A 14,576-nucleotide genomic window follows, 5' to 3' on the forward strand; every position below is an offset into this window, starting at 1 on the left:
CGCGCGTGGGCACGGCGAAGTGTGGAGCCCCCTGTGCATGAGCCGTGTGGGCCGCGCGTGGCGAGTGTGCGCAAAGACTAGGTCATGCCGGTGACAACAGGGCCAGGGCCCCGGAGACCAGCGTGCGGACACCTGGGGCAACCGTGGACAGGTCGGGCGCGAAGTGGGGGCTGTGGTTGCTCGGCACGGCAGAGATTTTTTCCGGGAGCGTCTCTCCGGGCGCCTGCTCCCAGACCCCGGCGGGGGTCGTGGTGACGAACCAGTACGCGTACGGGATCGTGCCGAGCGCCAGCTCCGGGAAGTCCTCGCTGCCCATCGAGGGGCCCGGGTCGAAGACCGTGCCCGCGCCGAACACCTCGCCGTGCACGGCGGCGACGGCGGCGTCCGTGACGGCGTCGTTCACCGTCAGCGGGAACGAGGCGCCCATGGTGATCTCCGGCTCGCGCGGGCAGCCGGCGGCCAGGCACTCGCCCTGCGCGATCCGCCGGATCGCGGCCAGCATCCGCCGCAGCACCGCCTCGGACTGCGTCCGCAGGTTCAGCGCGATGCGGGCCTCGGCGGGGATGATGTTGTGCCGGCTGCCCGCCTCGATCCGGCCCACCGTCAGCACCGCGGACTCGCCCGCGGCGATCTCGCGCGACACGACCGTCTGGAGCCGGGTGACGAGATAGGCGGCCGTCACGACCGGATCGACGGTCGTCTCCGGCCGGGAGCCGTGCCCGCCGCGGCCGTGCACCACGATGTCCACGTCCGTGGCGGCGGACATGATCAGCCCGGGCGCGTGCGGGTACAGGCCCGCCGGGCCCGGCGCCGCGTGCTGCCCGAGCAGGACGTCCGGACGCCCGAACCGCTCGTACAGCCCGTCGGCGACCATCCGGGCCGCGCCCTGCCCGGTCTCCTCGGCGGGCTGCCCCACCACCAGCAGCGTCCCCCGCCAGGTGTCCCGCCCGGCCGCCAGCGCCCGCGCGGCCCCGGCCAGCCAGGTGACGTGCAGGTCGTGCCCGCAGGCGTGCATGACGCCGGGCACCTCGGAGGCGTACGGCAGCCCGGTCTCCTCCGTCACCGGCAGCGCGTCCATGTCGGCCCGCAGCAGCACCGTCGGCCCGTCCCCGTTGCGCAGCGCGCCGACGACTCCGGTGCCGCCCACGCCCTCGGCGGTGTCGAACCCCGCCCTCCCGAGCAGTTCGGCCAGTTTCCCGGCGGTCCGGTGCTCGCGCAGGGACAGCTCGGGATTCCGGTGCAGATCCCGGTAGAACTCCTCCAGGCCCGGTACGGGCAGGTCGGCGGTCAGCTCCAGCGCGGTGCGGGCGGCAGGTGAGGTCACGGTCGCAGAGTAGGGGGATTTCCGGTCGGCGTGTGCCGTCCGGTACGTGATCCGGTAGGCCGGCGGTTCGCCGCCCCGTACGTCGTCCGGTACGTCGTCCGGCTGGTCAGCGGTGCTGCGCCGGTGCCGCGATCTGCGCGGCCGGGGCGGCCGGGGTCGCTCTCGCCGGGCCGGCGTTGGCCGCTATCAGCAGGGCGGCCGCGGCGATCACCGCGGCCGTTACCGCCCTCCGTGCGGTGGGGCGTGCGTAGGGTGCGGATGTACGTCCGGACACGGCGACCTCGCAACACGACAGCGGCCTGTTAAGCATGCTTAATCCGCCGTTTAACGTAGGGGCTGCCGGAGTCCGACGGCAAGGGGTGCCAGGGGAGCCGGGGGGAGCAGGGGGCATGCGCGAGCGGGACGACCCGGAGGTCATCGGGCGGCGGGTGCAGCGGCTGCGGACGCAGCGGGGTCTCACCCAGCGGCAGCTGGCGGAACCCGCGTACACGCCCGCCTACATCTCCACACTGGAGGCGGGCCGGGCCCGCGCCTCCGACGAGGCGTTACGGCACATCGCGGAGCGGCTCGGCGTGGCCTTCGAGGAGCTGGCCGTGGGCCGCCCCGCCCACCTGGCCACGGATCTGCGGCTGCGGCTCACCGAGGCCCAGCGGGTCCTCGCCGACGGCCGGGCCGAGGAGGCGGCCGCCCAGTACGCCGTGCTGCGCGCGGAGGCGGAGGCGCACGGACTCGGCGGCGAACAGGCGACCGCACTGCTCGGACTCGGCGAATGCGCGCTGGAGACAGGCGAGTTGACGGCGGCCCGCGAGCACTTCGAACAGGCCGAGGAGCGACTGGCCGGAAAGACCCTGCCGGCCCGGGTGCCCGCCATCCGCGGCAGGGCCGTGGCCCACTACCTGGCGGGCGAACTCCGGTACGCCGTCTACCTCCTGGAGTCCACCCTCGACGAACTGAACCGCGGCGGACTGCACGACCCCGACGCGCTGCTGCTGCTCTACGCCAGCGTGATCGGCCCGTACATGGACATGGGCGCGCACGCCCGTGCCGCCCAGGCCGCCGAGTTCGCCCTCGCGCTCGCCCCGCGGGCCGGCGACCCCGCGCTGATCGCCCGGATGCACCGCTCGGTCGCCCGTACCCTGCTCGCCGAGGGCCGGGTCGCCGAGGCCGACGCCTCCCTGGCCAAGGCGGCCGAGCTGTACCGGCAGCTGAGCCTGCGCACCGAGCTGGCCAACTGCCACTGGATGCGCGGCTACGTCAGCGCGCAGAACGGCGAACTCGACCGGGCGGAGACGGAGCTGCGGCAGGCGTACGCCATGCTCTCGGAGAGCCGCGCCGCCCTGTACCGCAGCCAGGCCGCCGTCGAACTCGCCGACGTGCTGCACCGCCGGGGCAGGTCCGAGGAGGCCGCCGGGCTGCTGCGGGGCGTCCTCGGCGACTTCTCCTCCGAGCGCGGCGCCGTCCACGCCGCCGCCGCGCACCGCCTGCTCGGCATCATCGCGGAGGACGCCCGCGACACGGAGGCCGCCGAGGAGCACTACGTCCGCGCCCTCAGCCTCCTGGAACGCGCGGGCGCCGCCGGTGACCTCGCCGACCTGTGCCGCCTCCTCGGCGACCTGCTCCGCCGCACGGGCCGCGTCGAGGCCGCGCTGGACGCCTACCGCACCGGCCTCGGCCACCGCACCGCCCCCGGCACCACGACCCTGGGGCCGGCACCGGCGCAGCCGCCGCTGTGACCCCTCACACCTGGGCCCGCCCCTGCCTGCGGATGTCCGCCAGCCGCAGGGCGCCGATCTGGACGGCGGCCTGGGTGGCGTCGTTCGGGACGTCGCCGAGGCCCGCGTTGGTGAGGGCGAAGGCGTCCTCGCCGACGCGGACGGCGGCCAGGTCCATGGTGAGGAGGTACGCCTCGCCGTCGTCGTTCGTGGTGGCGAGGGTGAGGCGCAGGCCCTGCCGGGCGTCGCCGACCTCCGGCAGCGGGGCCTCCACGACCCGGACGTCCTCCACCAGGCCGGTGTCCGTGGTGGCGGTGAAGCGGGCGCACTGCACGGGGAGGGTGTGCAGCCAGGACAGGACGGCGTCGACGTCGGCGGGGCGGCGGGCGCCGATCTGGTAGCGGAGCTGGGCGTCGGTGTCGGCGTCGTCCAGGCCGACGGCGACGCGGGCCGGGGCGCCGAGGAGTTCGTCGCTGTACAGGGCGTCCAGCAGCCGCTGGCACTCCCCGGCCGTGGTCCGGGCCTTCAGCAGGCCGTCCCGCCAGGTGGCCGCGCCGCGCGTGGGCGTCCAGGGGGCGCCCAGGTCGGTCTCGTTGATCAGCGCCGACTGGGCCTGCTCGTCGCTGAGCGTGGAACCGTCGGCCCGCGCGGACGCCCTGGAGGTCTGGCTCGGCCGGTCGATCGTGGGCAGCGGGTACGGCGCGCTCGCCGGGTGCTTCAGGCCGAGGGCCGCGCAGCCGCCGGCGGCTATGAGGCCGGCGGCGAGGACGGTGAGGAGGACGCCACGGGGGACGCGGGTGCGTATCGCGGGGATCATGGGTGCCTCCTGGGCTGCGTGCGGCCGACGGTGCCTGATCTCACGGCACCACCGGGCCGATCCGCTCACCAGCGCTCCGGGCCGTACGGGTGAGGGGCGCGGAGGAGACCGGTGGCGCCGGGCGGGGCGGTGGAGAGCCGTGGTGCCGGGGGAGGGGGCGGCGGAAAAAGTCCGTGGTGCCGGGGAAGGCGGGCGCGGTAGCGTGCCCGGCATGCAGCGCGCCCACTCGCATCCGTCGAGCACGACGACGCCGGACACCGTCCCGGCGCGCTGACACCTGACCAGCATCGAAGCCCCGGGGCGCACGCCCCGGGGCTTCGTCGTGCACCGGGGCGTCCGCCTCCCGACGGAGGAGGAACGGATGAACGGCAAGGCGGAAGAGCAGGCCGTGGACCACCGGCGGCTCGGGCGGGCCCTCGGGCTCTTCGGCACCGATCCGCTGATGGGCGCCGGGCTGCCCTACTGGCTGCCGGACGGGGCCGTCGTGCGGCACACCCTGGAGGAGTACATCCGGGACGCCGAACGCCGGGCCGGCTACCGGCACGTCTACTCGCCCGCGCTCGGCAAGCGCGAGCTGTACGAGATCTCCGGGCACTGGGACCACTACCGCGACGACATGTACCCGCCGATGCGGCTCGGCGCCGAGGAGGTCGTCCTGCGGCCCAGCCTCTGCCCCCACCACGCCCTGATCTACCGCTCCCGCTCCCGCAGCCACCGCGAACTGCCCCTGCGCATCGCCGAGCTGGGCACCATGCACCGCGCCGAACCGTCCGGCGTGCTCGGCGGCCTGACCCGGGTCCGCGCCGTCCACCTCAACGACGCGCACGTCTTCTGCACCCCGGACCAGGCGGTGGCCGAGGCCCGCGCCGCGCTGGAGCTGATCGCCCGCGCCCACGCCGACCTCGGCATCGAGGCCGTGCGCCACCGGCTCTCGCTGCCCGGCGCGGGCGGCAAGTACGTCGCCGACCCGGAGCTGTGGCGCCGGGCGACCGGGCTGCTGCGGGAGGCCCTCGCGGAGGCCGGGGTGGCCTACGAGGAGGCGGAGGGCGAGGCCGCGTTCTACGGCCCGAAGATCGACGTGCAGATCGCGGACCCGGCGGGCCGCGAGTCCACCCTGTCCACCGTGCAGATCGACTTCCACCAGCCCGCCCGCTTCGACCTGCGCTACATCGGCGCCGACGGCGCGAAGCACCGGCCGGTGATGGTGCACCGCAGCGTCATCGGCAGTGTCGAACGGGTCGTCGCCCACCTGGTGGAGACCCACGCCGGCGCGTTCCCGGCCTGGCTGGCCCCCGTGCAGCTGGTGGTGCTGCCGGTGGCCGAGGAGCAGGTGGAGCCGGCGGCGGCGCTGGTCCGGGAGGCGCTCGCGCTGGGCCTGCGCGCCGAACTCGCCGGGCCGGGAGAGGGGACCCTGGGCGCCAGGGTCCGCGCGGCGCGCCTGGTGCCGTACCAGGCGGTGATCGGGGCCCGGGAGGCCGGCGCCGGGCTGGCCGCCGTACGCCTGCGGGACGGCCGCCGGCCCGGTGCGCTGCCCGGGAGCGAGCTGCTGCGGCGCGTCGCCGAACGGGTGGCGGCACGCGGCACCGCGCTCTGGGCCTGATCTAAGGTCGAGACGACGGAAGGAGCCCGCCGTGACCGGTCAGCCCATCCCCGTGATCATCGACTGCGACACCGGTGTCGACGACGCCCTGGCCCTGCTGTTCGCCGTGCGCCACCCCGGACTCGACCTCAGGGCGGTGACCTGCGTGGCCGGGAACACCGACGTGGACGGCGTGGTCCGCAACACCCTCACCGTGCTGGAGCGGGCGGGCGCCCCCGACATCCCGGTGGCCCGGGGTGCCGAGCGCCCGCTGCTGGAGCCCGCCCGTCACGCCCCCGTGCACGGCGCCGACGGCATGGGCGACCTGGGCCTGCCCGCGCCCGCCCGGACCCCGGTGGACGTCGACGCGGTCACGCTCCTGCACCGCGAGATCCTGGCCTCCCCGCGCCCGGTCACCCTGATCCCGACGGCGCCCCTGACCAACATCGCCCTGCTCCTGCGCACCCACCCGGAGGTGACCCGGAACATCGAGCGGATCGTGTTCATGGGCGGGGCGGTGGAGGTCGGCAACGCCACGCCGGTCGCGGAGTTCAACGTCTGGCACGATCCGGAGGCCGCGGCGATCCTGCTCACGGCCGGGGTGCCGATCACGATGTACGGCCTGGACGTCTTCCGGCAGGTCGTCGTGGACAGCGCCGAGGTGCACCGGCTGCGCGGGAGCGGCGAGCCGGGCACCCGCCTGGCCGGCGAACTCCTCGCCCACCGGCCGGCCCACCAGGGCGAGCCGCCGGAGGCCGAGGAGGCGGGCGGTCTCGGCGACGCCGGCGCGGTGTGCGCGGTCGCCGACCCGCAGGGCATCACCACCCGCCTGCTCCCGGTCGAGGTCTCCCTCGCCCCCGGCCCGACCCGCGGCCAGACCATCGTCGACCGGCGGCCCCGGCTGGGCGAGTCGGAGATCCACGAGGGGGGCCGTGAGACGGCGCTGGTGGACGTCGCGTTGGAGGTCGACGCCGATCGGTACGTGAAGCTGTACCTGGAGACGGTGGAGCGGTAGTCAGTCGGCGGCCGACCAGCGTTCCTCCACGCGGGCCAGCCGCCAGTACGTCAGGGCCGCCGCCCACACCGCCACGAACAGGCCGACGATGAGGTAGCCGACGTTGTCGAGGTCGAGGCCGGCGATCCAGCCGGTCACCGCGTCGTGCAGGGCGAACTTCTCGTGCAGGACGCCGACCAGTTCGATCGTGCCGATGAAGAAGGCGACGGCGATGGACAGGCCGGTGATGGCGAGGTTGTAGAAGACCTTGCGGACGGGGTTGGCGAACGCCCACTGGTAGGCGAAGTTCATGAACGTGCCGTCGAGGGTGTCGAACAGGCTCATCCCGGCGGCGAAGAGGAGGGGCAGGCACAGCACCGCGTACCAGGGCAGGCCGGCCGCCGCGCCGGAGCCCGCCATCACCATCAGCGTGACCTCGGTGGCCGTGTCGAAGCCGAGGCCGAAGAGGAAGCCCAGCGGGTACATCTGGCCGGGGCGGGAGACGGACTTGGTGAGGCGGCCCAGGATCCGGTTCATGAAGCCGCGCGAGTCCAGGTGCTGTTCCAGCTCCTTCTCGTCGTACGCGCCCGCGCGCATCGCCCGGAAGACCTTCAGGATGCCCACCAGGGCGATCAGGTTCAGGGCGGCGATGAGGTAGAGGAACGTGCCGGAGATCGTCGTACCGAGGAAGCCGAGCACCTGGTGGGTGGTGGAGCCCTCGTTCATCACCTTGCCGGCGAGCGAGGTGCCGCCCGCGATCAGCAGGGCCAGCAGGACGACGACGCTGGAGTGGCCGAGCGCGAACCAGAAGCCCACCGACACCGGCCGCTTGCCGTCGGCCATCAGCTTGCGGGTGGTGTTGTCGATCGCCGCTATGTGGTCGGCGTCGAAGGCGTGCCGCATGCCCAGGGTGTAGGCGGTGATGCCGAGACCGACCCCGAAGACGTCGGTGCCGATCCTGTAGTGCCGGGGGGCCACGAGGAGGTACAGGATGCCGAAGGCGACGACGTGCAGGGCGATGATCACCGCCATCAGGCCCGCCGTCCTGACGGTGTCCTCGCGTCGCCAGCGGAAGGTCGTGGCATCGGCCATCGTTCATGCTCCAGCACCTCGTGGATCACTTCATGAGTGCCGTGGCCGGTCTCCTGGCTTACGGGTCGTACGTCCGCCGTCCCTGCCTTCCCGGTCGTACGACCAGTGGCCCGGCGGGTGCCGGACGGGACGGGAACTCCCCGATCACAGTGGCGAGGGCCGCGTCGACCTTGCATCGACTTCCCGAACACCACGGCCCGCCCACCGTAGAGGGGTGCGCGCTTTCCTGCATAGCTGCGCACCCGCGCAGGTATGCAAGATCACAAAAGTGCGCCTGCGAGGATGGGGGGCATGCATCTCGTGCCTGCCGACCGAGCCGACCGTCGCACCATCGACGGTCACCGGGTGTGCGAGGCGATCGCCGCCATCGGCGACGCGGGGCTCCTGCGCACCTGGGCCGACCGTTTCTCCCTGCTGGCCGACGCCAACCGGCTCGCGCTGCTGCTCGCCCTGCACCGCACCGGGCCGCTCGCCGTGTCGGACCTCGCGGTCGCCACGGGCATGAACGACCCGGCCGTCTCCCAGGCCCTGCGGCTGCTGCGGGCGGCCGGGGTCGTGGCCGGGGAGAAGGAGGGGCGCGTGGTGCGGTACCGGGTGGTGGACGTGGAGGTACAGGGCCTGTTGGAGCACTGCACGGTCTGACCGCCCACGAAAAGGTTCCCTTTCCGGGCAATGTGGACAGATACAGATTCCGTACTGTCGTCCGTCCCATGGGAGCCCGTATGGCAGACCGCTCGCCGGACCTCTCGCCCAGGAACCCCGACTGGTGGCGCCAGGCCGTCATCTACCAGGTGTACCCGCGCAGTTTCGCCGACGCCGACGGAGACGGCCTCGGTGACCTCCGGGGTGTCACCCGGCGTCTGGACCACCTCGCCACGCTCGGCGTGGACGCCCTGTGGCTGAGCCCCTTCTACCCCTCCGAACTCGCCGACGGCGGCTACGACGTCATCGACCCGCGCGGCGTCGACGAGCGCCTCGGCACCCTGGACGACTTCGACGCCCTGGTCGCCGAGGCGCACCGGCTCGGCCTCAAGGTCGTCGTGGACATCGTCCCCAACCACACCTCCCACCTGCACCCCTGGTTCGAGGAGGCGCTGCGCGCCGGACCCGGCTCCGCCGCCCGGGAGCGGTACGTCTTCCGGCCCGGGCGGGGCGCGCACGGGGAGCTGCCGCCCACCGACTGGCAGTCGGTGTTCGGCGGCAGCGCCTGGCGGCGGGTGCCCGACGGGGACTGGTACCTCCACCTCTTCGCCCCCGAACAGCCCGACCTCAACTGGGACAACGAGGAGGTCCGCGCCGACTTCCGCACCACCCTGCGGTTCTGGTCCGACCGGGGCGTGGACGGCTTCCGCGTGGACGTCGCCCACGGTCTGGCCAAAGACCTCACCGAGCCACTGCGGGACGTCGGCGGCCTCGGTGCGACCGGCGAGGAGGCGCTGCCGCTGGTGCCGCCGGGCAGCCACCCGTACTGGGACCGGGACGAGGTCCACGAGATCTACCGGGACTGGCGCAAGATCTTCGACGCGTACAGCCCGCCGCGCATGGCCGTCGCCGAGGCCTGGGTGCCGGGCGACCGCCGCGCCCTGTACGCCCGCCCCGACGAACTCGGCCAGGCGTTCAACTTCGAGTACCTGGAGGCCCGCTGGGACGCCGGGGAGCTGCGGGACGTCATCGCCGCCTCGCTGGCCACGGCCCGGGCCGCCGGGGCCTCCGCGACCTGGGTGCTGTCCAACCACGACGTCGTACGCCACGCCTCCCGGCTGATGCTGCCGCCGGACACCGACCCGGCCGCCTGGCTGCTCGCCGACGGTGCCGCGCCCGCGGTCGACGCGGCGGCCGGGCTGCGCCGGGCCCGGGCGGCGACCCTGCTGATGCTGGCGCTGCCCGGCTCGGCCTACCTCTACCAGGGCGAGGAACTCGGCCTGCCGGAGGTCGCCGATCTGCCCTTCGAGGTGCTCCAGGACCCGATCTGGGAGCAGACCGGCCATGTCCGCAAGGGCCGCGACGGCTGCCGGGTGCCGCTGCCGTGGACGACGACCGGGCCCAGTTACGGCTTCGGGCCCGGGGCCTCCTGGCTGCCGCAGCCCGCGTCCTTCGCGGCGTACGCCGTCGACGCGCAGACCGGGACCGAGGGTTCCACGCTGGAGCTGTACCGCACGGCCCTGCGGCTGCGCCGCAAGCTGCTCGCGGGCGAGACCCTGACCTGGACCCCGGACGCGCCGGCCGGTGTGCTGGACTTCAGCCGCTCCGACGGCTGGCGCAGCGTCACCAACCTGGCCGCCGAGCCGGTACCGCTGCCGCCGGGCGAGATCCTGCTCAGCAGCACCCCGCTGCCGGAGGGGAGCGCGCTGCCGCCGGACACCACGGTGTGGCTGGCCTAGGGCCTCTCGTCCGGAACGTGCCGGGGTCGCGGGGTCCGGCACGCACGTCTGCGGCGTTGTCGCCGGTTGCCGACTCCCCCACGCGCGACGTCGCGAGGCCCTAACCGGCCGAAGGGCTGGGGCCGGGGGCGGTGCCGCCGCCGGGGAGGCCGCTCAGGTCCAGCGGGGTGGACGTGGCGGTCGGCGGCGGGGTGAGCACCACCTCCGGCTGGCCCGCCGGCGGGGCCGGCGGGGTCAGGTCGGAGGAGGGCAGCTTCGGCGGGGTGGTCTGGTTGAAGATGGTCTGGTCGAAGTCGACCAGACCGGTCTTCTCCATCACCGTGATGTGGTCCAGAACCGTGTCGTTGGCCTGGTCGGCGAGAGCGCGGACCAGCGAGTTCTTCGTGGTGGAACGGATCTTCGCGATGGTGTTGAAGATCGAGCCGTGCGTCATCCGCAGGATGTTGGCGAAGTCGGTGTCGAACTGCTTGCCGCTCTCGCCCTTCAACTGGTTCACGAAGCCCTCCTGTTGCGGGCTCGCCACATTGGGCAGCGTGATGTTCAGCATCGGGGCGAGCTTGCGGCAGGAGGCGTCCAGCGCCGCGTGCCCGTCCACCAGGTGCGCGCTGGCCGTCTTGACCCCCTTCGAGCTGCCCTTCTGCAGCCCGATCTGACCGAGCGGGTACTCCCACAGGCCCGCCGCCCGCACCTTGACCACGAAGTCCCGGTCCCCCTCGGTGAGCGGCCCCCACTGGGTGTTGGCGATGATGCGCGTCTGGGAGCTGGAGACGGTGTCGAGGCCGAGCATGCCCGGGTAGGCGAGTGCCGCGAGGGTCAGAGCCATGGCACCGCCCACGAAGAGCGTTCCCGTCGCGTTCCGCGAAAAGCGCACCGTTCCTCCTGCTGGGGATCCCGCCCATGGTTCGGACACACAGCGGTACGGACGCGACGGCGATTCTTCTCAGCGGTCCCGGGTAAAGATCGGCGGCCCCGGGTAAAGAATCCCCCGGTGCCCTTGGCCAAAGGTTGGCCGCTGCCGGGCAGAAGGTTGACCTGCGCCCGGGAGAAGGCAGACCGGCCGGCCGCCTAGATTCGCCGCATGCCCCCACAGCCACCGCCGCGCACCCCCGCCGCGCTGCCCGTCCTGCCCTACCGCAAGCCCACCAAGGGCCGCGACTACTGGGTGCTGGACGACGTCCTGCCGGACGCCGACGCCGTACGGCAGCGGTGTCTGGCCAAGGACGACTGGGTCGAGGGGTACCCGTACACCTCCGAGACCTGGCCCGGCCTGCGCGCCATGCCCGGTCTGGAACCGGCGGAACTCGCCCGGATCGAGCGCCTGGTGAAGAAGGCGACCGGGGCGAAGGAGCTGTGGGTGCAGCGGACGCCCGGCGGCGGCACCCTCAACCACAACTGCGTCCAGGTGGTCGGCGAGGGCGAGAGCGCGCCCCGCCCGCACACCGACTCCAGGGCCCTGTGCCGGTACGCGGCCGTGCTCTACCTCAACCCGGACGTGCCGAAGGACTGCGGCACCAGCTTCTACCGCCAGTCCCTGCCCGGCGGCCGGCTCGGCGGCAACGTCGTCCAGGCCCCGCACACCAACCTGGTCGAGGCCCTCGGCACCCGGTACGTCGGCGCGGACGCCTTCGAGGAGGACGTGCGCGTCCCGCACAGGTACAACCGGCTGCTGCTGTACCACGCCAACCTGGTGCACAGCGCCACCGGTTACTCCGGCCGGACGCTGGCGGAGAAGCGGATGACCGCCGTGTTCTTCTGGATGGCCTGACCCTGACGTTCCCCCCGGGCGGAACGGGGGGCCGCACGCCGTCGTCCTCACCGGAGGAGGCCGGGAAGAGTCCGGACACCGGCAAGGGGAGGGGCGATGGGACACGAGGACGCGCCGGCCGCGCGGCAGGAGCGGGCCGCCGGGGAGGCGACGCCGTACCGGGACGTCCGGGTGACGGGACGGCTGGCCGCCGCCGGGCTGCTGCTCGCGGGCGCCGCCTGGGTGGCGCGGGGCGTGTGGGAGACGCGGCTGGCTCTCGCCGGCGAACCCGGCTCCGGGCCGCCGGACCAGGGCGAGGGGGTGCACCGGCCGCTCACCGCGCTGGAGGACTCGTACCACCTCGTCACGTCCCTCGGCGGTGCCGCCGTGCTGGTCTGCGCCCTGCTCTTCCTCTCCTGGGTGGTGCGGCTGCGGGACAACGCGCGCCTGCTGTCCGGCCGGCCGCCCAGGTACGCCGGCATCTGGGTGTACGCGGGCTGGATCGTCCCGGTCGTCAACCTGTGGTTCCCGCGCGGCATCGTCGCCGACGCGTTCCGCGCTTCCGCCCCGGGGCGCCGGCTGCCCGCCTCCGTGAACGTGTGGTGGGGGCTCTGGCTGCTCGGGATGCTCAGCGGGGTGGGCATCGTCTACGAGGACTCCACCGACGAGATCATCGCCCGCGCCTACACCGAGGTGTGGCCGCTGCTCGCCAGTGACGCGGCGGTCGTCGGCGCCGCCGTCGCCGGCGCGTTCGCCGTACGGGCGGTCACCGCCGCCCAGGTGGCACGGATGCGGGCGGCCGCCGCCCCGCACCGGCTGCCGCAGCCGGTGTGAGGCTGCGGCCCGCGCGGGTACGGATGACGGGCATGAGCAGTGTCGCCGTCGTGGGAGCCGGACCGGGGCTCGGGGCCGCCGTCGCGCGCCGGTTCGGACGGGAGGGGTTCGCCGTCGGGCTGGTCGCCCGGGACCGGGGCCGGCTGGACGCGATCACCGGCGGGCTGGCGGCCGAGGGGATCACCACGCGCGGCTTCACCGCCGACGTGCGCCGGCCCGAGGCGCTGGCGGCGGCGCTGCGGGAGCTGGCCGAGGCCCTCGGGACCGTGGAGGTGCTCCAGTACAGCCCGGTGCCGCACCGGGACTTCATGCGGCCCGTGCTGGACACCGGGCACCGGGACCTGGTCGGGCCGATCGAGTTCTCCGTGTACGGGCCGGTGGCCGCCGTGCAGCAGGTGCTGCCGGGGATGCGCCGGCTCGGGCGCGGCACGATCCTCTTCGTCAACGGCGGGAGCGCCGCCGTCCCCCATCCCGAGCGGGCCGGCACCTCGATCGCCTTCGCCGCGGAGAGCGCCTACGGCCACCTGCTGCACGACCGGCTGGCCGGCGAGGGCATCCACGTCGCCCAGCTGGTGATCCCGGGCGCGATCACGGCGGGCCACGCCCGCAAGGACCCGGACGTCCTCGCCGAGACCCTGTGGAGCCTCCACCGGGACCGCCACGGCTTCCGCCACTACGCCGACGACCTCGCCGGCTGACCCGGCGCGGGCGCGGGCGGCGGTGCCTGCTTGACTGCCCCGCATGGACAGGACACAGGTGGCGGAGGAGCCGCGGCAGAGGGCGGAGATCGCGGTCTGGCTCGGTGCGGTGTCCGTCGGCTGCTGGCTGTGCTGCCCCTTCTGGGCCCTGGTGTCGTGCGTCGCCCTGCCGGCCGGTCTGGCCGGGCTCGTGCGGTGCGTCGTCGAGCACCGGGCGGGCGGCGGGCGGGCGCGGGCGGTGGCCGGCGGCGTGCTGTCCCTGCTCGGCACGGCCGCCGCGGTCGCGTACCTGCTCTACCTGGCCACGCATCCGGGGCTGCCCGTACAGGACTGAGCGGTGACGGGACCGTCACCCTGCGAAGAGTCGCTTTATGAGCCAATATGGTGACATTGGCCGCAATGCTCTCTTCTGAGGGGGCCTCCATGGCTGTGGACATCCCTGCGCTCGTCAAACCCTCCCGCCTCAGGAGCCGGGGCGGGCTGCTGGGCGAGTGCCTGGCGGAGTTCCTCGGAACCTTCGTCCTCATCTCCTTCGGCTGCGGTGTCGTCGCGATGGCGGTCGCCGCCCTGCCCGGTTCGGGCCGCGCCCAGACCGCCACCACGATCTTCCTCGCGGCCGGTGACTGGCTCCTCATCACCTGGGGCTGGGCCTTTGCCGTCGTGTTCGGCGTCTACGTCGCCGGCGGCGTCAGCGGCGCCCACCTCAACCCGGCGGTGACCCTGGCGATGGCCATCCGCCGCGGCTTCCCCTGGGCCAAGGTCCTGCCGTACTGGTTCGCGCAGGTCGTCGGCGCCCTCACCGGCGCCGCCCTGGTCTACCTCGTCTACCACAACGCGATCAGCGCCTACGACCAGGCCGCGGCCGGGCCGAAGGTGAACGGGCACACCAACGCCACCTTCTCGATCTTCGCGACCTTCCCCGCCCCGTACTTCCACGGCGGCGTCTGGGGCCCGCTGATCGACCAGATCGTCGGCACCGCGTTCCTGCTGATGCTGATCGCCGCCGTCATCGACCTGCGCAACCAGGCCGTGAAGGCGAACCTCGGACCGCTGGTCGTGGGCCTCGTCGTGGCCGCCATCGGCATGTCCTACGGCGCCAACGCGGGCTACGCCATCAACCCGGCCCGCGACTTCGGCCCGCGCCTGTTCACCTACGCGGCGGGCTGGGACGGCCTCGCGTTCCCGGGGAGCGTCGCCGGGGCGTACAGCGGCTACTGGTGGATCCCGATCGTCGGGCCGCTGATCGGCGGTGCGATCGGCATCCTGGTCTACGACCTCTTCATCGGCGACGTCCTGCTGGTGCGGGCCGAGACGGCGGAACTGCCCGAACCCGGCCGCTCCACCCCGGTGCGCACCACCGACGAGGAGTGAGGACCAAGAACCCGGCCCCGCCGGGACTCC

General features: G+C 73.8%; 14 protein-coding genes and 1 riboswitch. Of the genes, 10 read left to right on the forward strand and 4 right to left on the reverse strand.

Features of this window, described 5'->3' with window-relative positions; translation table 11 throughout:
- Nucleotides 1-82: 82 nt before the first annotated feature.
- Nucleotides 83-1,324 carry an amidohydrolase gene (locus ACZ7N4_RS15960; protein WP_471358652.1) on the reverse strand — a complete coding sequence of 414 codons (1,242 nt, stop codon included), beginning with the start codon at nt 1,322-1,324 and terminating at the stop codon, nt 83-85.
- 389 nt (nt 1,325-1,713) lie between these two features.
- Between ACZ7N4_RS15960 and ACZ7N4_RS15965 the strand changes: the two genes are divergently transcribed.
- Nucleotides 1,714-3,057: a helix-turn-helix domain-containing protein gene (locus ACZ7N4_RS15965; protein ID WP_471358655.1), complete on the forward strand. Its 1,344-nt coding sequence runs from the start codon at nt 1,714-1,716 to the stop codon at nt 3,055-3,057.
- A 4-nt stretch (nt 3,058-3,061) separates the two neighbouring features.
- On the opposite strand, the gene ACZ7N4_RS15970 is transcribed toward ACZ7N4_RS15965, so the two are convergent.
- Nucleotides 3,062-3,853: a hypothetical protein gene (locus ACZ7N4_RS15970; RefSeq protein ID WP_471358658.1), complete on the reverse strand. Its 792-nt coding sequence runs from the start codon at nt 3,851-3,853 to the stop codon at nt 3,062-3,064.
- 361 nt (nt 3,854-4,214) lie between these two features.
- Between ACZ7N4_RS15970 and thrS the strand changes: the two genes are divergently transcribed.
- Both thrS and ACZ7N4_RS15980 read left to right on the forward strand, forming a co-directional pair.
- Complete coding sequence (gene thrS / locus ACZ7N4_RS15975; protein WP_471358661.1) at nt 4,215-5,453, forward strand: threonine--tRNA ligase; 1,239 nt, start codon at nt 4,215-4,217, stop codon at nt 5,451-5,453.
- A gap of 31 nt (nt 5,454-5,484) precedes the next feature.
- Nucleotides 5,485-6,447 (forward strand): nucleoside hydrolase, encoded by a 963-nt coding sequence (locus tag ACZ7N4_RS15980; protein ID WP_471358664.1) that lies wholly within the window; start codon nt 5,485-5,487, stop codon nt 6,445-6,447.
- Here ACZ7N4_RS15980 and nicT read toward each other — a convergent pair whose 3' ends face one another.
- Complete coding sequence (gene nicT, locus ACZ7N4_RS15985; protein ID WP_471358667.1) at nt 6,448-7,518, reverse strand: Nickel transporter NicT; 1,071 nt, start codon at nt 7,516-7,518, stop codon at nt 6,448-6,450. It lies immediately after the preceding gene.
- Between the two features lie 26 nt (nt 7,519-7,544).
- Nucleotides 7,545-7,728: riboswitch (cobalamin riboswitch) on the reverse strand.
- A gap of 81 nt (nt 7,729-7,809) precedes the next feature.
- Here nicT and ACZ7N4_RS15990 point away from each other — a divergent pair.
- The gene (locus ACZ7N4_RS15990) at nt 7,810-8,160 is read left to right on the forward strand and encodes a metalloregulator ArsR/SmtB family transcription factor (protein WP_471358670.1); all 351 of its coding nucleotides are present in this window, start codon (nt 7,810-7,812) and stop codon (nt 8,158-8,160) included.
- Nucleotides 8,161-8,240: 80 nt separating this feature from the next.
- A complete protein-coding gene (locus ACZ7N4_RS15995) occupies nt 8,241-9,899 on the forward strand; it encodes a glycoside hydrolase family 13 protein (protein ID WP_471358673.1) in 1,659 nt (552 codons plus the stop codon).
- Between the two features lie 100 nt (nt 9,900-9,999).
- Here ACZ7N4_RS15995 and ACZ7N4_RS16000 read toward each other — a convergent pair whose 3' ends face one another.
- Nucleotides 10,000-10,722 carry a DUF4142 domain-containing protein gene (locus ACZ7N4_RS16000; RefSeq protein WP_471358820.1) on the reverse strand — a complete coding sequence of 241 codons (723 nt, stop codon included), beginning with the start codon at nt 10,720-10,722 and terminating at the stop codon, nt 10,000-10,002.
- Nucleotides 10,723-10,977: 255 nt separating this feature from the next.
- Between ACZ7N4_RS16000 and ACZ7N4_RS16005 the strand changes: the two genes are divergently transcribed.
- The 5 genes from ACZ7N4_RS16005 to ACZ7N4_RS16025 all read left to right on the forward strand — a co-directional run bounded on the left by ACZ7N4_RS16005 (nt 10,978) and on the right by ACZ7N4_RS16025 (nt 14,546).
- Complete coding sequence (locus ACZ7N4_RS16005; protein WP_471358676.1) at nt 10,978-11,664, forward strand: DUF6445 family protein; 687 nt, start codon at nt 10,978-10,980, stop codon at nt 11,662-11,664.
- A 96-nt stretch (nt 11,665-11,760) separates the two neighbouring features.
- Nucleotides 11,761-12,477 (forward strand): DUF4328 domain-containing protein, encoded by a 717-nt coding sequence (locus tag ACZ7N4_RS16010; protein ID WP_471358679.1) that lies wholly within the window; start codon nt 11,761-11,763, stop codon nt 12,475-12,477.
- 32 nt (nt 12,478-12,509) lie between these two features.
- Complete coding sequence (locus ACZ7N4_RS16015) at nt 12,510-13,175, forward strand: SDR family NAD(P)-dependent oxidoreductase (RefSeq protein ID WP_471358682.1); 666 nt, start codon at nt 12,510-12,512, stop codon at nt 13,173-13,175.
- Nucleotides 13,176-13,218: 43 nt separating this feature from the next.
- The gene (locus tag ACZ7N4_RS16020; RefSeq protein ID WP_471358685.1) at nt 13,219-13,509 is read left to right on the forward strand and encodes a hypothetical protein; all 291 of its coding nucleotides are present in this window, start codon (nt 13,219-13,221) and stop codon (nt 13,507-13,509) included.
- Nucleotides 13,510-13,598: 89 nt separating this feature from the next.
- Nucleotides 13,599-14,546 carry an MIP/aquaporin family protein gene (locus ACZ7N4_RS16025; RefSeq protein ID WP_471358688.1) on the forward strand — a complete coding sequence of 316 codons (948 nt, stop codon included), beginning with the start codon at nt 13,599-13,601 and terminating at the stop codon, nt 14,544-14,546.
- Nucleotides 14,547-14,576 lie beyond the last annotated feature (30 nt).

The sequence above is a fragment of the Streptomyces sp. NPDC107654 genome, from assembly GCF_055639035.1.